At 64.1% G+C, this 18,309-nt stretch carries 19 protein-coding genes; 10 read left to right on the forward strand and 9 right to left on the reverse strand.

The genetic code is table 11. The features are described 5' to 3' along the window. Positions 1–121: 121 nt before the first annotated feature. Positions 122–1,288: an ABC transporter ATP-binding protein gene (locus tag EXE44_RS06880; RefSeq protein ID WP_137716524.1), complete on the forward strand. Its 1,167-nt coding sequence runs from the start codon at positions 122–124 to the stop codon at positions 1,286–1,288. 58 nt (positions 1,289–1,346) lie between these two features. Here the strand turns inward: EXE44_RS06880 and EXE44_RS20690 are convergent, their stop codons facing one another. Then, positions 1,347–1,496 (reverse strand): hypothetical protein, encoded by a 150-nt coding sequence (locus EXE44_RS20690; RefSeq protein WP_199241188.1) that lies wholly within the window; start codon positions 1,494–1,496, stop codon positions 1,347–1,349. A 242-nt stretch (positions 1,497–1,738) separates the two neighbouring features. Between EXE44_RS20690 and EXE44_RS06885 the strand changes: the two genes are divergently transcribed. Together EXE44_RS06885 and EXE44_RS06890 are read left to right on the forward strand one after the other, a co-directional pair. Continuing rightward, complete coding sequence (locus tag EXE44_RS06885; RefSeq protein WP_137716525.1) at positions 1,739–3,451, forward strand: L-lactate permease; 1,713 nt, start codon at positions 1,739–1,741, stop codon at positions 3,449–3,451. Between the two features lie 188 nt (positions 3,452–3,639). Continuing rightward, positions 3,640–4,236, forward strand: coding sequence for a hypothetical protein (locus EXE44_RS06890; protein ID WP_137716526.1), 597 nt, complete (start codon positions 3,640–3,642; stop codon positions 4,234–4,236). Positions 4,237–4,630: 394 nt separating this feature from the next. On the opposite strand, the gene EXE44_RS06895 is transcribed toward EXE44_RS06890, so the two are convergent. Beyond that, positions 4,631–5,770 (reverse strand): DUF1616 domain-containing protein, encoded by a 1,140-nt coding sequence (locus EXE44_RS06895; RefSeq protein ID WP_137716527.1) that lies wholly within the window; start codon positions 5,768–5,770, stop codon positions 4,631–4,633. Positions 5,771–6,068: 298 nt separating this feature from the next. Between EXE44_RS06895 and EXE44_RS06900 the strand changes: the two genes are divergently transcribed. Beyond that, positions 6,069–6,539, forward strand: coding sequence for a hypothetical protein (locus EXE44_RS06900; RefSeq protein ID WP_137716528.1), 471 nt, complete (start codon positions 6,069–6,071; stop codon positions 6,537–6,539). 109 nt (positions 6,540–6,648) lie between these two features. Continuing rightward, positions 6,649–6,876 carry a hypothetical protein gene (locus EXE44_RS06905; RefSeq protein WP_137707032.1) on the forward strand — a complete coding sequence of 76 codons (228 nt, stop codon included), beginning with the start codon at positions 6,649–6,651 and terminating at the stop codon, positions 6,874–6,876. A 160-nt stretch (positions 6,877–7,036) separates the two neighbouring features. Here the strand turns inward: EXE44_RS06905 and EXE44_RS06910 are convergent, their stop codons facing one another. From EXE44_RS06910 to EXE44_RS06930, 5 genes are all read right to left on the reverse strand, one after another. Further along, on the reverse strand, positions 7,037–7,270 hold the full coding sequence (locus EXE44_RS06910) for an AbrB/MazE/SpoVT family DNA-binding domain-containing protein (protein ID WP_241991804.1): 234 nt from the start codon (positions 7,268–7,270) through the stop codon (positions 7,037–7,039). A 141-nt stretch (positions 7,271–7,411) separates the two neighbouring features. After that, a complete protein-coding gene (locus EXE44_RS06915) occupies positions 7,412–8,311 on the reverse strand; it encodes a replication factor A (protein ID WP_137716531.1) in 900 nt (299 codons plus the stop codon). 548 nt (positions 8,312–8,859) lie between these two features. Further along, on the reverse strand, positions 8,860–8,997 hold the full coding sequence (locus tag EXE44_RS20695; protein ID WP_173228622.1) for a hypothetical protein: 138 nt from the start codon (positions 8,995–8,997) through the stop codon (positions 8,860–8,862). 61 nt (positions 8,998–9,058) lie between these two features. Beyond that, positions 9,059–9,637 carry a hypothetical protein gene (locus EXE44_RS06925; protein WP_137716532.1) on the reverse strand — a complete coding sequence of 193 codons (579 nt, stop codon included), beginning with the start codon at positions 9,635–9,637 and terminating at the stop codon, positions 9,059–9,061. Positions 9,638–10,023: 386 nt separating this feature from the next. Next, the gene (locus EXE44_RS06930) at positions 10,024–11,628 is read right to left on the reverse strand and encodes a sensor histidine kinase (protein ID WP_137716533.1); all 1,605 of its coding nucleotides are present in this window, start codon (positions 11,626–11,628) and stop codon (positions 10,024–10,026) included. A 252-nt stretch (positions 11,629–11,880) separates the two neighbouring features. Here EXE44_RS06930 and EXE44_RS06935 point away from each other — a divergent pair, with 252 nt between their 5' ends. Beyond that, positions 11,881–12,156, forward strand: a complete 276-nt coding sequence (locus tag EXE44_RS06935; protein ID WP_137706972.1) for a type II toxin-antitoxin system HicB family antitoxin — start codon at positions 11,881–11,883, stop codon at positions 12,154–12,156. A gap of 2 nt (positions 12,157–12,158) precedes the next feature. After that, positions 12,159–12,416: a type II toxin-antitoxin system HicA family toxin gene (locus tag EXE44_RS06940; RefSeq protein WP_137716534.1), complete on the forward strand. Its 258-nt coding sequence runs from the start codon at positions 12,159–12,161 to the stop codon at positions 12,414–12,416. A gap of 63 nt (positions 12,417–12,479) precedes the next feature. On the opposite strand, the gene EXE44_RS06945 is transcribed toward EXE44_RS06940, so the two are convergent. Both EXE44_RS06945 and EXE44_RS06950 read right to left on the reverse strand, forming a co-directional pair. Further along, positions 12,480–12,761, reverse strand: coding sequence for a hypothetical protein (locus EXE44_RS06945; protein WP_137716535.1), 282 nt, complete (start codon positions 12,759–12,761; stop codon positions 12,480–12,482). Positions 12,762–12,848: 87 nt separating this feature from the next. Further along, complete coding sequence (locus tag EXE44_RS06950; RefSeq protein ID WP_137716536.1) at positions 12,849–13,790, reverse strand: DUF955 domain-containing protein; 942 nt, start codon at positions 13,788–13,790, stop codon at positions 12,849–12,851. A 148-nt stretch (positions 13,791–13,938) separates the two neighbouring features. Between EXE44_RS06950 and EXE44_RS22055 the strand changes: the two genes are divergently transcribed. From EXE44_RS22055 to EXE44_RS06965, 3 genes are all read left to right on the forward strand, one after another. Next, positions 13,939–14,202 (forward strand): AbrB/MazE/SpoVT family DNA-binding domain-containing protein, encoded by a 264-nt coding sequence (locus tag EXE44_RS22055; RefSeq protein WP_137706978.1) that lies wholly within the window; start codon positions 13,939–13,941, stop codon positions 14,200–14,202. Continuing rightward, positions 14,203–14,649, forward strand: a complete 447-nt coding sequence (locus EXE44_RS06960) for a type II toxin-antitoxin system VapC family toxin (protein WP_137716537.1) — start codon at positions 14,203–14,205, stop codon at positions 14,647–14,649. Positions 14,650–14,780: 131 nt separating this feature from the next. After that, a complete protein-coding gene (locus tag EXE44_RS06965) occupies positions 14,781–18,305 on the forward strand; it encodes a type IV secretory system conjugative DNA transfer family protein (protein ID WP_137716538.1) in 3,525 nt (1,174 codons plus the stop codon). Positions 18,306–18,309 lie beyond the last annotated feature (4 nt).

Raw genomic sequence — 18,309 nt, forward strand, 5'->3', positions numbered from 1 at the left:
GTCCGCCCCCGCGATCACCCGATTTCGACGCCGCGAGAGCGAGCGATACGCTTTTAGGCACTCCTAAAGTATGTGGCGGCAACCGCGGGACGCCGGTCAGCCCGGCGCCCGCCCCTCATCGATGGCATCCACCGAATCAGCCGGCACGACGCGCTCGGTCGAGTCGGACGACGCGACGAGCGAGCGACCCCGCGACGACTCAGACGACCGGCGGTCGGCCGGCGACGACGCCGACCACGTCCTGTCGCTGTCGGACGTGACGAAGGCGTTCGGCCCGGAGACCGCGGTCGAGGACGTCTCGCTCGACGTCCGGTCGGGCGAGCTGTTGACGTTCCTCGGCCCGTCCGGGTGCGGCAAGACGACGACGCTACGCACCATCGCGGGGCTCGAAGAGCCCACGGAGGGCCACATCACCCTCGGCGACGAGGTCGTCGCCGGCGACGGGTCGTTCGTCCCGCCGGAGCGGCGCGACGTGGGCATCGTCTTCCAGAACTTCGCGCTCTTCCCCCACCTCACCGTCCGCGAGAACATCGCGTTCGGGCTGTCGGACGCCGACGCCGCCGAGAGCGAGGCGCGCGTCGACGAGCTCTTAGAGCTGGTCGAGATGACCGACCACGGCGAGAAGACGCCGGACCAGCTCTCGGGCGGGCAGAAGCAGCGCGTGGCGCTGGCCCGCTCGCTGGCGCCCGAGCCCGAGGTGCTCCTCTTGGACGAGCCGTTCTCGAACCTCGACGTGCGCCTCCGCGTGGAGATGCGCGAGGAGGTGCGCCGCATTCTGAAGGAGGCGGGCGTCACCGCCGTCTCGGTCACCCACGACCAAGAGGAGGCGCTGTCCATCTCCGACCGCGTCGCCGTGATGAACGACGGGCAGATCGAGCAGGTCGGCCGCCCCGAGTCCGTCTTCGAGCGCCCCGAGTCGAAGTTCGTCGCCTCCTTCCTCGGCCGGGCGTCGTTCCTCGAAGGCGAGCTCCGTGACGGGAAGGTCGACACCGGTATCGGCCGCTTCGACGCCGTCACGCTGGAGGGGTACGACACCGTCTACGACGGGGCGCCCGTCGACGTCTTGGTCCGCCCCGACGACCTCCGCGCGACGCCGGCGAGCCCGGAGCTCGCCGACGGCGTCGTCACCTCCCGGCAGTACGTCGGCCCCTCGTTCGTCTACCGGGTCGAGCTCGACTCCGGCGAGGCGGTCCACTGCCTCCACAACCACGTCGAGGAGTTCGACCTCGACGAGCCGGTCTCCCTGGAGCTCACCGCGGACCACCCGCTCGCCTGGTACCCGCGCTGAGCGCGCCGCTGGCGGCGATTTCCTGTCGATAGCTGTGCCCGGAGAGCGCCGGCGGCGCTCAGAAGGTGGCGAGGAACGGCACGGCGTACGCGATCAGCAGGCCGATCAGGGTGACGGCCGCGCCGATGCCGACCTCACGGCTCCCGAACTCCTGCATTGGGGCGGTCACGCGCGCGTCCGGGTCGGGCTCGTGCGAGTGGTCGTCCATGCCCGCGACTCCGGTCGGGGGATACATAAGCCCACCTGAAGCCGACGGCGTCGGCCCGCCCCGAGCCGGGCGCACCGGGCGTCCCAAGCGTCCCTCCCATGCGGTTTCTCGACACGATATGTAACGCGCGTTCGGCCGCGGAGGACGCTCCCGTGCCCCGATCAGTTCGGGAAGTATCGTCAGAAAAGAAACTTACATATGGTTCGTTGTAGGACGCCAAGGTACGGGCAACTGACACAACTATGACAACAGTCCTCACGCTAGCGTTCGTCGGCGTCATTCCGATCGCCGTCGCGTTCGTCCTGCTCGCCGGACTGCGGTGGTCGGCCGCCCGCGCGATGGGCGTCGGGTGGCTGCTCGCGGGCGGGATCGGACTGACGTACTGGGGCATGGAGCTCGACTGGCTGGTCGCGTCGGCCGTCTACGGCGCGCTCCAGGCGGTCGACATCATCCTCATCGTCTTCGGCGCCATCCTCCTGATGAACTACCTCGAGGGGAGCGGCGCCATCGCCACCATCCGCTGGTACTTCGGCCAGATCGAAGAGGACAGACGCATCCAGGTGCTGCTCATCGGCCTCGGCTTCATGACGATCATCGAGGGCGCGGCCGGGTTCGGCACCCCCGGCGCGCTCGCCGCGCCGCTTTTCATCGGGCTCGGCTTCCCGCCGCTTGCGGCCGCGGTGTTCGGCCTGTTCTTCAACGCGCCGAACCCGCCGTTCGGCGCGGCCGGAACCCCGGTCATCGGCGGCACCGGCGCCGTCATCGAGCCGGCGCTGTCGGGCTCGATGAGCGTCGGCGAGTTCCTCTCGATGGTCTCCGCGTGGTCCGGCGTCGTCACGGGGGTGACCTACGTGTTCTGGGGGCTGCTCGGCGTGTTCTTCCTGACGTACTGGTTCGGCGACGCCGACGGCGGGCGGAGCGTCGGCGGCGCCGTCCGCGACACGCTCCCGATCGCGCCGTTCGCCCTCCTGCTCGGCGCCGTCACGGGCGGAACGCAGCTGGCCATCGCGTGGGTCGTCGGGCCCGCGCTCCCCGACATCGCGGCCGGGTTCGTCGTCCTCGGCGTCGGGCTCTTGCTCGCGAACAACGACATCTTCGTCCCCGACCGCGAATGGGACTTCCCCGACGACGCGGCGTGGAGCGACAGCTGGCTCGGCGGGCTGGACCTCGACGAGATCTCCCGCGACCAGCCGAACAAGGAGATGTCGGTGCTGCTGGCGTGGACGCCGTACCTGCTCGTCGCGCTCGCGCTGCTCGTCACGCGGTGGCCCGACCTCACCCTCGCCGGGACCGAGGTGCTCGCGTGGATCCAGGGCTTCACCGTCGGCATCGACTCGATCCTCGGCACGGAGCTCGGGTACACGCTTCAGTACCTCTACCTCCCGGGGACGATGCCGTTCATTCCCATCGCCGTCCTCACCGGCCTCATCCACGGGATGGACATCGACGAGATGGGTGCCGCGTGGCGGCGCTCGGTCGAGCAGGTCGCCCCCGCCGCGCTCACGCTGATCATCGCGGTGTCGATGACGCAGGTGATGATCCAGTCACAGACGAACACCGCGGACCTCCTCGGCATGATGGAGGCGCTCAGCCGGGCGCTCGCGATCGGCGCGGGCGGCCTGCTCCCGATGATCTCGCCGTGGATCGGCGCCATCGGCTCCTTCATGACCGGGAGTAACACCTCCTCGAACATCCTCTTCAGCGTGCTCCAGTACAACGCCGCCGAGACGGTCGAGCTCTCCCGAACGATCGTCGTCAGCCTCCAGAACGTCGGCGGCGGCCTCGGCAACATGGTCTCGGTGCTGAACGTCGCCGCGATCTGCGGCGTCGTCGGCATCACCGGCCGCGAGGGCGACCTGCTCCGCAAGGCCATCGTCCCGATGGCGTTGTTCGCGCTGTTCGCCGGGCTGTTCGGGATGCTCCTGAGCTACGTCCTCGTGCCCGGGCTGTTCTGAGCCCGCGGCGGGTCGGTTCGGGCCCGGGCGCTTCGGTTCCGACCTGCCGACACCCTCTCTGGGCGACTGGGTCAAACCGCTCACGAGGAGTTACCCGGGCCTACTCATCGGGGTGGAGAATCCCGGAAGACTCTCAGATAAATTTATTGGATAAATTTAATTATATGGTTGTCAATCACTACTTGTTGATGGACCTACCCGTTCGTGACGGCGGCACGACGTTGATAACCGGTCCGACCTTATCCGGGCGCCGACGGCTGATCCACCAAACGCTGCGCGAGTCACCCGGCCAGCCAGCTATCGTAGCGACGCGAGAACCGGCAACATCCGTTCGATCGAGGTATCAGCGGCTGACGGCGGGTTCCGAGTCTGAGCCCGTTATTGTCGACTGTGTCACAAATACTTTTGAACAACCACCGGATGACACGGCGTCGACAAAGTACGCCCAAGGCCCAGAGAATCTCACGTCTATCGGGATGAAATTCTCCGACATTCTCGAACAACGCAGGACAGATCAGCTCTCGGTCGGGCTCACGAATCTCTCGCCACTGTTAGTGTACACGTCACCTTCGGACGTATTCCAGTTCGTTAATATTCTCGTACAGAAGTCGGTCGGCACGGGCTGGCCGGTGTTCGTGACAATTGACCCCAGCGTACATGACGCCTCGACCGTCGAGCAGTTCGTTCCGCTGTTCGACGACGTGATCGAGACGCGGCGTACCGACGATGGAGATCAAGAGCTGCGGGTCCGAAAGCCGGAACCGACGAACTGGGCGGCGTTTTGACCGTGCCACGGTAGCCACCCTGCGGAACAATGAAGCTGGAATAGTCCGGACTGACCGAGTTTTTCCCGTCTCACCGGAGAGTGGCTTCCGTCTCTGTCCGCAACTGTCACTCGCCCGTGTCAGGGCTCTCACTCGGGCCGACCGCAGTGGCAACATTGGCGCCGTGGGTAGTCACGCGTGCGGTCCCTCCAACGAACACCTGAACAGTGGTCGCCAACCAACCGTTGAGGAGCACGAGGCTGGCCGCGCTCATCCACCAATGATCCACCCGAACGAGACCGTAGCCCACACCGTGAGTGCGCTACTACATAGTTGACCGAGCAGCTAGTAAGCACCACGAACTTTCTCCTTGCTTATACTCTCGCTTTGTCCGGCGCTCGCTGGGAACAGGGGCTCAGCGCCTACGTTCAGCTAACTGATTGGCCTCACTTGGACTGACAACATCAACCCAAATGTGTAGATCTCGATACGCGTTTTCTTGTGTGGGTACCTCAGGCGCACTTCCTTTGTACAGCAGATACTTCACACGGAGATTCTCTCCTGGTTGTGGCGCCTGGAATGTGTGGGGTTCGTGATGCGTAGCGTTGTGTTCAACGGTTGCTTGAAATCGGTCAATTTCTTCCCGCTCACGTACCGTTGTAGTGTTCCCCTCCTGTTCGACGGTCTGTAGCTGGATAACAACCGTATACGTCGTGCGTTCATACTCGTTATTACCGATCCCGACAACCAACTGGCTCTGTTCACCAACTGCCAGTTCATCCGGATAGCCGTCCGCTACTAATTCTCCATCATCGGATTCACTTAGCAAATAAAACTCCGTGAATTGTTCTCCCTGCGGTGGAACAGCAACGGCATACCCCACGCTACCAACAGCAAGCAACACTGAGAGCACAAGTGCGATATTAAGCGCCGCATCTGTCCGGCTGTTTGGCTCAAAGAGTTCGGCTTTCCCGGCTGCGATCCACGCCCTGTACGGAACCCGAAACTGGTCTTCAGCAGGCAACTCGTGGCGTCGCCTTGCTGCGATACTCACACAGGCAAGCGTGAATACCGTAACTGAGAGGACAACCGGCGCCAGTCGAATCCCCCACGGCGTGAAATTCAATACTAATCCAATAAGCGGAACAATAGCAATAGACAATCCGAAGGATAACGCAACCCGCTCGATTCCATCGATCCCTTGCGACTGTAGATGCTCACCAGGTGGTTGTGACCTTTCTGTCTCTGCTGCGTCAGTCCCCGGAACTGGGTTGGGTTTACCCTCCGATTCAGAGTCGGCTACTGTCTGTGCCTGACCGTCGTCTGCTGAGACTTCTCGACTGCTTTCAGGAAACAACGCCGCAATGAACGCATATCCGGGGAGAAACAAGACAAATCCAAGTCCAAAGAGTACACGTAGTGGTGTCTCATTTATCCCCGGAATAAATACGCTTCCTACGGTGAGCAACGTCAGAACAACAACTGCTGCTAGGTCGGCAGGCAGCCGCCGGACCGGTCGTGGAAGGAGTAACCACGCTGTCCGCCGATCACTCATAGGTGGTACTCGTATACCACAGTCAAAAGCCATACGATGCGATGTCATCCTGACAATTCTGCGGCTCCGATCACGTTTTCGGTCTGTAGTCACGCTAGCTACACACTCACCGACCTGAGGCCCAAGCTGTCTCCCCAAACCGACGAGTGGGCCAGCTACCATTGTCGGTGTTGCTGATACATGGCGTATTAGGTATGCGTTGGCTCCACAACCAGGCGGCGGAGCCGCTCGCGAAGGGGGCGTTAAACCGGTAAGTGAAGTAACTTTTTTATACAGCCATACAGTTCTCCTAGTTGAAATGAGGCAACTAGTGACACAGAGTTTTCGGGGGTACTGCGCGCTCGCGGTGATCGTCGCGGGCTTCACTGGGCTGTGGGCGGTCGGCGTGATTTCGGTAGAGCTCCCCGTCGTGGGATACGCGTGGTTCGCGGTCGCCGGGGTCGGAACGCTCGTCGCGGCCGGCATGGCCGCACGGCCGGAGGAGGTGATCGAGCCCGACGCGACCGATGAACGGCTCGAAGAGTTCGAAGAGACGACGGTCACTGGCGCGCCACTCAATCTCTACGCCGCCGCGCTCGCCGCGTGGGCGTGCGTCTCGTTCGGATGGGTGCTGGGTGGCATGAGCGCGGCCGGACTGACCGTCGTCGGGTACGGGTGGCTGGCAATCGCCGGGTACGGCGCGCTCGTGGCGGCCGGACTCGTCGCGACGCACAGCGAGGAGGTCACGACCGCAATTGACCCGTCCGAGACCCTCGAAACTGACGGCTGAGTCCGTACCACACGCATTCTCTTCGCTGATAATTTGCGGAGTGGGTTTATTATTGGTCACCAACAGTTTGCGATCAATGAGTGTTGACTCACGGGCAAGCGAGGCAAGTATGGCATTCGGTGTCGCCATCCTGGCGGTGGCCGTTGCCGTCTGGGCGTTTCAATTCACCCTGGGGGTGTTCAACGGATGGGGGTGGGCGCTGATCGTCGGGAGCGCATGGACGATCCTGGGTCTGCTCCTGCTATTTTCCGATGTGCGGGTGTACGTGGGGGCGCAGTCACCGGCCGAGCGGTACTACGCGACTGAGACCGGGTACGACGTACCGTCTGACGACTGACGGCCAAGTAATCGGGCGATAGCAGAACGGTCTGGTCTGTTGAATCCAGTGCTGGCCCGCTCATTTTGATCGCTGAAGGGCAGTCATTCACTGTCAGCGTGGGCAACGGGGTGGCCGAGCCACTCTCGGGTGTCTCGCTCTGAAGCGGTCGTTAGTTGTCTCACTTGAGGCGTTGACTTCGCTGTTTGTCGCCCTTCTGCTCTTCACCAAGGATGGCCGTTCCCCGCTCTGCCGTAGTTGCGGCTTCACGGAACGCTTCGAGACTGGGGAGCGGTTCAACGACGATTGCTCCCTGCTCGGTTTCGTGGATGTGAACCCTGCGTCCCGGGTCAATTCCATGCTTCCCCCGGAGTTCTTTTGGAATCGTCGGCTGGCCTTTCTGACGCAGGTTCACGATACTTCATAGACACCAGCACACTTGCTCACGGTTGTGGCTGCGCGCGCAGCGACCGGAGGGAGCGAGCACGGAGCGGAGGGTGGGGCGGTGGGGCCTGGGCCGGTCCGGCGAGAAGAAAAATACGGGTCCATCACGTGGCTAGACGTCCCACCAGCGGTCGCGCTCGGGGAAGTGGATGGTGCTCCAGCCGGTGACGGCCAAGGAGACGCGCCCCTCGTACCAGTTCCGGGCCGCCCCGTGAATACGAACGCGTTCACCCTCGGCAATCCACGGCGCTTCTGAGGCTTTCCAGATGGTGACTCGGGTGTGCCCACTCTCGTCAGCGATGAGTCCCACTTGCGCGATGCTTGGATGCGAGGGGTCCCAGAGGGTCTTGACGCGACCGTCGATACTCACCTCCTTGCGATCGACGGCGTCGAGTTTCCCGATGGGAACCACTTGGCCAGGCGCCGTCTGTAGCTCCTCAAACACCCCCACGACCGCACTCGTCAGGTCCCGGCCGTTGACGACCGCGTCGGCTAGTCGTCGACTGATCGCCGCACGTGACCAGCCATCTAACCGCGTCGCGAGTCTGTTTGCTTCCGTGTTCACTGTCGCCAGCTCATCCTGTGAGAGCTCCGTTCGGGGATCATCTCGGTCGGGATCAACTCTCGGGTTCACGCTTGCGGCCCGCTTTTTGAACTTCCGCCGGCGCTGCTTGCTCCCGTGTGCGGCGACCTCGCGCGTGCGCTGCTCGCGACCGTCCTGCGTGCCCAGTTCCGCTTGAGCACTGATGTGCTCCAGTTCGGCCTCCCGCGCCCGAATGCGTTCCTCCTGTTCGAGGGTGACACCGTGAATCCGCTCGGTGCTCGTGTCCGCGATCCCGTCCGGGTGGTTCGCATCCACTTTCGCCTGCGTCTCCTGCTCGACCGCCGCCTCGAACTCCGGCGTCTCGTCGACGACCGGGAAGCCGTCTTCATCGACTGCTTCGCTTTCCGTTTGTTCGAATGCCTGTTCATCCACCGTAACGACCTTGCGACTCGAGTTGGTACTGGACATTGGAACTCACACGTTCCTGAAGGCGCTCACGCGCCACCACCGCGATGCGCTTTCATCGCGGACTTTCAACGACTACGACGACTGACAGCACCAGCTGCGCGCTCTCGCTCGCGCCTTCGCGAGCGCCTCCTGGGCGCGAGCGAGAGCGCGCTCGAGTGCGGCGACCCCAACCAGCACCGCGCGCCGACCCGTCCGGAGCGAGCGGCCAGCGCATTCCCCGTTCGCCGCGACGCAACCACGTCCGTCGCGGGCGGCGCAGCCGCGGTCCGCAGGACCCGAACGGGTGAAGCGCTGGCGTCGAGGGCACATTCACTTTAGCCCGGAACGCCGAGCTTGCTCGGCGCAGCCCGGAATGGTCGGTCGCGAGCGACGCGGAGGGCGGCAGCGGCGAGCGGGGCGGGCCGGTACGTATCACTGGCCAACTGGCGATATCGCTTGGCGAACGATCAACCGCTCTAGTCGGACTTAGAAAAGGCGAGCGGCTACAGCTTCCAGAGGTAGGTCACCGATGTTAAGAGCGTGAGTGCTGAGAGACGACTTTCTTCAGTTTATTCCGTGGCGAGTTCAGTGTAGATCTCCTTATGCTCGTCGAGGTCCTGACGGCCAAGGAACTTAATGAGGTACTGCCGTGCCTCCTCGGACGACATCTGAGCGGGTATCTTGGGCTGTTCGCTTTCAGCGGCCATTCTTACTCCTCACTATGCGTATCGTCGTCAAAGTCGTTCGGTTCGTGAGCAGCCGGGCTCGTTAGCGAGTCTCCGCGAACTTCCGGTACGCCGCTGTGAGTGATCCTTCAAACTGCCACGTCGACGCGCTGAACGCCGCGTCCGTCTGCGCGTCCCACCGCGGAAACCCGCAAGGCTCGCTCACGGCCACCTCCCACGTCGGCGGCTCGACCTGCTCCAGCGAATATTCCGGAATCGCCACCACATACAGGTACTCTTCGTCGCCGTGGATCCCAACGCGAGGATCCTCGACGCCGTGGCCGAGCAGAAACAGCGGCTGCGAGAGGTGGGACATTCGTGCGGGATCACACACATCGGCCGGCGAGGCGGCATCGAGCCGCCGCTCGGGGCCACGGTCCGGATCGAGATACAGTGAGATCGAGGTCAGCTTCTCGAGGAAGAGGTACTGGGCAGCGGCGTAAGCGGGCCCGCGCACGCTGCGGGTCGCCTCCAGCAGCTGTTTGAGCTGGTGGAGCCGCCCCAGAACTCCTTCGGGATACCCGTCGGAGTGGGTGTACACCTGTGCGACTGGCTCGGTCGGATCGGCCGTCCGGCCCTCCTCGAGGGTCCGGACGAACCGGAGTTGACACCGGGTCGACATCGAATCACGCCGGCGCTTGGTGCGCCGGCACCCATTCCGGCGCCAACAACCCCACGAGATGGATCACCGAACATCCGGATCGGGCGGCGCGACACGGTGCCCACAGGGCCGACAGATCGCGGTCTCCGGCCCACGAATAACCACCACGGCGACGGGTGCGCCACAGCGTGGACAGCGGTCGTACGTCGCCATCAGCGATACCCCGCAGATTCGTGCCGAGGCCGGTCACACAGTCGGGCGCTACGGAGTAGGGAGCGCGGCCGACGGCGGTGCGGTCGCACACACGACCCGCAACCGCAGCGGACACCTCCGGGACCGATGCGACTGGTGGTTACCGGGAGAAGGCTGGAAGTCATGGCTCGCACCCCTGCCGAGCCCGACACACCCTACCGGAGCGACACTCCACGTTCCTGGAACACCGTCTCGAACCCGCGGTCGGCGATCGCCGTCACGAGCCCGGTGTATTCCGCCCGCACGGTCGGGTCTTCGACGAGCTCGCGGAACCGACTCTCGAAGCGCCGCCCGTGGGCCGTCCGGCGTTTGTCTGACCGATCGTGGGCCGCCTCGTGACAGCACACGAGAAAGAGATCGTGGGTCCACACCGGCCACTTGGAGCTCGTCACCGCCGAGTCCGTCACCACGATCCGGCTGTGGCCGTCCGTCCACGCGTCCGGCGTGGCCTCACCCCACTCAATTGTGCGGTCAACGCCGATGGCGTCCGCCAGCGCTCGGGCGAACAGCAGGTACCGCCCTTGGGGCGTCGACAGCTCGGAATCAGCAAGGCGGGAGTACCCTTGCCAGACGCCCGCCTCCTCCGCCCGGGTTGCGACATCGAAGGCGTCCGGCAGCGCCACGGCCGGGTCGTCACCGCGCGCCGCGGTCACGAGCTGGTCGGTCGCCGAATCGTTGGTATCCAGAATGACGGCGCCCCGCTCAACGAGGGCGTCCGCGCCGTGGCTCGCGTCGTCCTGCCACGCGATCTGCGGGGCCGCCTGAATCCGGGCGAGACTCACCGGCGTCTCGGTGACGAGCTGGAAGAGATCGCGGTCGTGCCACCGTTCACGGAGGTCGTCGTCGCTAGTGAGCAGCTCAACCATAACCGCCCGCGTCTGGTCGGTGAGCGCATCATCGGCTAGCTGGTCGTACAGCTCAACGCGGGCGTCATCGAGCGCGTCTTGGATGCGCGCCCACCGCGCACACCCCGACTGGATGTCCGTCCGCGCGAAGTTGAGGGTGAGATTCCCCTTCGAGACGACAACGCCACCCACACCCGCATTCTGGTCGGTGGTGACGTACAGCCCGTTGCTGTAGACGGCGAGCCCCTGGGCGGGCGTATGTTCGAGCGCGAGGTACGCGTCCGGCGTCTCACGGGTGACCGTCACCCGCCCCTCCTCGACCGCGTCGAACGGATGGCCGCGGTCGACGGGGTCGCCGTTGACGACGACCGCGACACCGGTCCGGAAACGAAGGTACGCGAACCGCTTGCGGAGGCGCTCGACGATCCGAGGCCACCGGTAGCTGTCCGGATCGGGCACCTCGCTCGCGTAGTGGTCGATCGTCACGCAGACGCCGTCGAACGCGTGGGGCGTCTCGACGACGGCCCCCTCTCGGCCGCTGGCGGCTGCGAACGGGCCGGCCTCGCGCTCGTTCTGGTAATCGAAACACAGCGCGTGGGTGCCGCTCCAGATGCGGACCGCCCCCTTCGCGATGATCGCGCCGGTGCCGATCCCCCACTCGCCGAGGGTGGCGTCGTCGTCACGGGATTTCGTGCCCGCGCCGAGGACGGAGAGATCCCGCATCCCAGTCTGGCTTCCAAGGTCCACACCCGCACCATCATCACAGACGACCGTCTGATCCGGCGTGACGCTCACGAGCACGCGGGAGGCGCCCGGACTGTCGACGCCGTTTTGGACGGCTTCGCGGATTGCGTCCGTCAGGTCCGCCATCTGGTCTTCGATCAGGTACTGCGCGACCTGATCAGTTGTGGTCATCTCAACCGTGTCGGTGCTCCTGTCGTCGGTCCCGGCTGAATCCGGGGTAGTGGCCTCATTGGACATGGTGGCCACCCCCTCGGGGCACCAGAGAAACTGAACACAGTAGCACACTAAGCGGCCGTTAGATTCTCCGCTCCGGGATCAAAATCCGCCAGAAAACAAGCACGGTGGCTGGAACTATACAATTCCAGATGGGTAGGATGGTAGGTCTCCCGAAGCGTTTTTGCTCTCGGTGAAATACCAATTAGTATGGCACGAGCCGATTCTGGTAATTCGGACTCCCCTGAACGGGAAATCCGCTTAGTGAAGAACCCAGATGGCCAGTGGACGGCTCGTGATCTCCGTGTTGGAGTGACTGCGCAAGCGAAAAGTCGGGACGAAGCACTTGATACTCTTGATGCCGTCATTGCGGCGGTCGAAGGCGATGGCGGGCGCTCTCCAACCGACGAGGAAATACGTGACCTCGGTGTTGATCCTGAAGTCGCTCGGTCACAGAGCGATAATCTTCCCGATGTCTTACAGTAGCGATGGTAACGCGGGACTTTTCGGGTGAAGACGTGTACAAAGTGTTGGTAAACGTTGGTGGGTTCCAGCACGTTCGTACCACGGGGGATCACCTAATTCTTCGCTGGGATCCGCCAGAAGGCCATGAGAACACAGAGATACGTACCGTGACGGTCCCGGCCCACGACTCAATCAGTATTGGAACGCTTCGTAATATCGCTGACGACGCCGGCGCAGAGAACTTCGAGGCATTCTGCGAGTGGATCGACGAGAATCGGTGATGGTTTCCGTCCCGCTTGTGAGGGCGAGACGAGAGTTTTGGAACCCGTGAAACTACTAGCCAGCTACGAGTCGTCCAGTGAGGTCGACTCGCCAGCAGCGTCGTTCTCACGCGCGGCACGAATCTCGGCCGCGACGTCTGCGACGTGTTGCTGATGGGCTGCTGAGGTCGCAACGTGCTGGGCAGCGGTGAGTTGGCCGTTGACAACGGCATTCTGCTGGGGGCCCCACACCTCCGGCGGCTCAGACTGAATATACGCGACCCACCGCTTGACTGGCGTGATGCGCTGCTCACGGGTACGGTTATGTTTCGCGTCGAGGTGATCAGACCTGTCTGAGTCGATCATACTCGGGCTCGACGTCAGGTTGCTGTACCCACGCTTCGAGCCGGGGCATTCTAAGCGTTTCCACAAAGAAGGGTCTATAGCAATAGTCTAGATACTCGCGGGACAGTCACCGTGTTCGGCAACCGCGTCGATGACGGTCTGACCCGTCTCCCGAATCCGTTCACACCGGGTGAGGAGCCGATCAGGATCGTCATCACTCCACGCCGCGAGATACCGCGCTGACCCGTCCATCTCGAGTCCGAAGTGTCGCCCAACAATGTACGCGACCGCCTCGGCCTCCAGTTCACGGGCAGTCTGGTCGGCCGCGTCGGCTGCGTCATGGAGTAGTGCGTGGGCGTACTCGTGGACACACGTCCCAACCATCGCCGCGGGGTCGTCGTGACGCACCTCGATGTGGGGCACCTCGTCGTCGTGGCGACACACACCGGCAGCGTCGCCGTGCGGCCACGCAGTCGCCGCAATAATCTCAACGGTCACGCCAAGATCGGCTGCGGCATCGACGACAGCCGGGAACAGGTCCCCGGCCGCGCCGCTGGCGGCCGTCTCCAACTCGGGAAGCGGCTCGCCCTCAGTCTGGGAGACGTCGAACACGGGCACGGGCTTGAAGCCGACCACACCCTCGTCCCACTCCTCCGAGGGCGTCTCGTTGTACTCACAGTCGCTGTCAGCATGGTAGGAGGGACTATTTCCACAGGCGGGACACTGCGGCGAGATCAGCGGCGCCCAGATCCAGATGGCGGATTCGCCTTCTGTCACGTGGCGGTTGAACTCGCGCTGCCAGGTTCGGTACCCGGCGACCTTCGTCGCGTCCGGACACTGGAGCGCAATCAGCAGTGTGTTGCGGTGCGAGTAGTCGTGAAAGCGGCTCTGGACGTCGAGCCACCGCTGGAACTGGTCGCTCGCACGGGCCTTGTCGACGGCGTCGACGAGTTCAGCGAGCCACTGGTCGATCGCTTGGTGCATCTGGTCGGCACGGGCGTCGGCGTCGTCGAAGACGACGTGCCCGTTCGTCGGGTCGAGCGAGTCCATGGGACGCTCCCGCCCCTCCGGAGCGCGAAAAATGTGGCAGACGAATGACAGTCAGGTCCACGGCGTCAGCTGTGGGAAAAATCGACCCCTCGCACCAACACAGAAGTTATGATGATCAAACAATGTTGATCAGATACTGGTGATCAATATGAGTGGATCCACAGATGAGGGAGACACGGAATACGGGGAAGCAGAAATTAACGATCGCGGGCGACTCACCATTCCGAAGGCGCTCCGCGAGGACCTCAATATCGAGGGGGGAACGACGTTTACCGTTGTGCGACAGGGGAATACGATCCAGTTAGTGAGACAGCTTCCCGGGCTCCACACAGTGTCCACGGGGCGAGACCGGGATGAGTGGGGCACAGAGGCGTTCCGGGACGCAGGACGCGCGACATTTGGGGGAGAATGAATGCGCATTCTGCCCGACGTCAACGCGCTCGCGATTCAATTGATCGATGACCACCCTGGCCACCCGTATGTGGCCGAGCAGTTGGTGCCAGCGTTAGAGGGGGAAGAAACGCTCCTCGTGTTCGGCTATCTACCGCTTCGGGTTCAGTGGGTGCTCGAGGATCTGGGGGTGACAACGGTTGAAGCGCGAAACGCAGTCCGATCGTTGGTACAGTACCCGATCGAGTTTGTTGACGTGACACCTGAGACGATCCTTACTGCGTACGACGTAAGCGTCGACAAGAACCACGACGTGTACGATTGCTTCTACGTGGCGCTTGCGCGAGAGGCAGGTGCTGATCAGCTTGTCACAACTGATCGAGACTTCGAGACGCTCTGTCGTGACGAGTCGTTCACGTACACAAATCCCGTTCCTGAGGAGATTTTAACCGAATTTCACGCCGAGTGAACCGCCTCGGGGCCAAGCCCCGAGACACTCGCTTTGGCTATGTGTACATTTTATACAACCGACTCATTTTTTGAGACAACAGCAACGCCGACAGAAGATATTTGACAGATCATGTCAACAACTGTCACAATATGGGGCGCTCCGATGACCCCACCCCGCCCGAGGACGCGACGCACCTCCGCATCAAGCCGACCGAGGCGCCGCTCACCGCCGACGCCGTCGAGCAGGGGTTCCGACAGCTCCACAGTCACACGACCGAGACGGACCCGGGCTGGCGCGAGCGGCTGCTCGGCGACGCGTCGACGCCGACGATCGAGTGGCGGCTCCACCAGCCGGCAGGTGACGGCGAGCTCGGGATCTACGTTGGGGTGACCGACGCCACGCTCGACACGCTCCGGGGCGCGTTGCGGACAGCGTGTCCGAACGAGTACGAGCTCACGCCGGCGACGCCACCGCCAGTGCCAACGACGGAACACACAGAAGTGGACGCCGCCCAGCCGGCCGCCAATAGAGGCCGCGCGGAGCCGTCGACCGTCGCCGTCGAGTGGGTGGGTGACCCCGACCGTCGCGACGACTGGCAAACCCACCTCACGCCGATGGCGTCGTTTACCGACGAGGACGGCCGGCTGCCGCTGGCGCCCGTCGTCGAAACACTGGCCGAGACGGACGCCGCGGTCACGTATCAGGTGGTGTGTGAGCCGTTTCCGGATTTTCGAAGTGAGATCCGCGATCGGAAACTCAAGATCGAGGAGGGCATGGACACGCCCGTAGACTGGCTGCTCAGGTTCCTGTTCGGACTCGAGCCTGACCGCGAGACCCCACCGGATATTGTCCCCGAGCGGAAGGCGGCGCTTGACGCGACGGATCCACAACACGCCTTCGTTGTCAACGCCCGGTGTGTGGTTCGCGGCGCCGACGCCGAGGTCACAGCCGAGCAGCTGGCCGGCACGCTCGAGGCGTTATCCGGACCGTTTTACCGGGTTGACGCGAAGCTCAGCAGCGACGATCCCAACCGGGTAGCGACCGCTATCCGCGAGCAAACCGTCCACCACCCGATCCACGACACGCTCAGATACAAGCTGCTGGGGACGAGCAATCGCAGCCGCGCGATTATCGCGGACGGCACCAGCCTCCCCGGGTTCACGCTCGTTGACGGAGCGACGCTCACCGCCGCGGGGAGCCGCGCGGTTGCGCCCACTGAGCCGGACCGCACCGCCGAGTCGCGACCCCCCGCCGACCAGCTTGAGCGCTATCAGACGACCGGCCTCACCGTTGGCCACCCCCGCGACCAAGATGGTGATCCTGTCACCGAGCCGGTCGCGGTGCCGCCCAAGCTCCAGCCGTTCCACGTGGCGTGGTTCGGAAAAACCGGCTCGGGGAAATCCACGAGTCTCATCACGGGACTGCTCGCCAACCACGCGGCGACCGACGGCGCCGACATCCTCATTACGCCGAAAGGCGACGCGGCCGCCGAGACGTATCTGCGCGCCCACTACGCCGAATACGGAACGCTCGAAAACGTCTACTACTTTGATTGCGCAGAGACGCTCCCCGCGCTGTCGTTTTTCGACATTCGCGACCAGCTGGCCGCGGGGATCGACCGCTCGACGGCGGTCGCAAACGTCACTGACCACTACATCGAAATTCTCGAAGGTGTCATGGGCCCTGAGCAGTTCCACCAGGCGGTGCGGTCGCCCGACATCATTCGCCAGCTGGTGAAGGCGCTGTTCGATCCCGTCCACGGGGGCGACGCCTTTCCCCACCGGGATCTCCAGCGTGCGGCCGCCCGCTTCCATGAGACGGGCGAGCCGCCCGCGGTCACCGACGATGAGCTTCAATCGATGTTGTACAGCGTCGCTGCCAACAGCCAGCAGACGTTCGACGAGCTGCTTCAGGGGGTTCACAATCGGATCGAGAAGATTCCGATCGATGACCGGCTCACCCAGCTGTTCAATCACGTGCCCGACAGTGATGACCCACACCTCGATTTCCGCCAGGTGATCGACGAGGACGCGGTCATCATCATCGACACCGGTGCCTTACACTCAGCCAGCCAGCAGGCGCTCACCCGGACCGTTCTCTCGAAGCTGTGGACCGCGCTCCAGCGGCGCGCCCGGACAACTGATTCGGATGAGCGGCCCCTCGTTAATCTGTATCTCGAGGAGGCCGCTCAACTGGTTACCTCCGGCATTGTTGACGAGCTGCTGTCGCAGTCCCGCTCCTTTGGGTGTAGCGTCACGCTCGCCACCCAGTTCCCCGATCAGCTCCGGCTGCGGGATGAGGCGGCGTACGTAGAGTTGCTCAACAACGTCTCGACGATCATCACGGGGAGCGTTCCCGTCGACGACGCGCTCACCAAGCGGCTCGCCACAGCCGACCAAGAGCCGGCGGCCGTCGCGAATCGCCTGCGAGCACTGAGCCGCGGCGAGTGGCTGGTGCGGCTGCCCGCCCCGTTCAAGGCCGCCGCCCCACCGCCGTTTCTGGTCGAAAGCGCGCCGCTCCCGCCGGGGCATCCCGACAGCGACGGGTTTCGGCCCGCCCGGGAGACCGCCGTCGCCGCCCGAATCGACGCGTGTCGCGACCGCACCCGGCTCACAGCAGGGGTGGACGTGCGGGCCGCACAGCCGACAACCGGCGACGACACGGGCGCTGATGAGGCCACACCCCCCGCGGAGGCGGCGGCCGCACGCGTCGACTCGGCGCTGCCGTACACCGAGCGGCTGCCCGACCCGGTCGCGTACGACGACGAGCGACACGCACTCGTCTGCGTGGGGTGTGAGAGTCCCTACGATCCCTCGCCGGACGGGCTGCGGGCGGCGATCAGCTGCTGTCACGACCCTGCCGACGTCGACCGCGACGACTGTCCCATCTGTGAGCTGCCGTTGAAGCTCACCTATACGGAGCGCCAGGAGAGCCCGATCACCGACGCGGGCCTGCGCTTTCTTCAGGCGGTGTACTCCGCCCACCAAGGCCAGTACGACCCTGAGTTGGAGTACGACATCACCCGCGACAGCATGCGCCGGCTCCAAGAGTATGTCGGCATCGACGACGCGGAGCTCGATGAGCTCCGTGAAGCCGGGCTGGTGAGACGGGACTGCCGGTACCCACACATTCTGTACACGGTCACCGCGGAGGGCCGCGACGCCATCGGGGTGCGACATCGGGAGGGCGTCGCCCACGGCGCGGGCGCCGGCGATCTCGGGGAGTCGAGTCTTCACGTGGCGATGGTCGAGGCCGGGACGGCGCTCCTCGAGGCCGAGTACGTCGCCGATCCGGACTCGCCGGCCACCCGCGTCGAGCAGTACTACGAGGTGCCCGAGGGCCGCCTCGACGCGGCCGCCGTCGATGAAGCGGGCACGGTGGTCGCGGGGCTTGAGGCCGAGCGGATGAACAACGACCTCGCACAAGCGGTGCCCGACGACTATGATAAGCTCGCCGCCCAAGATCCGAACGCGGCCGTCTGGATCGTCAAGAATCGTGAGGCCGCCCACGAGATCCTCACGGCGTTGAACACACCACCCGATGGCGACACACGCGTCGAGAAGACGTACGGCGCCCAGACGGCACCGACCTCGTTCACTATCGACCAGCCCGGACTCACGGACGTCTGTACGTTCCAGTCAGTGCGTGACACCTACGTCACGCCGGACGAATAAGGGA

This window comes from Halorubrum sp. SS7 (assembly GCF_005435055.1).
Classification (GTDB): domain Archaea; phylum Halobacteriota; class Halobacteria; order Halobacteriales; family Haloferacaceae; genus Halorubrum; species Halorubrum salinarum.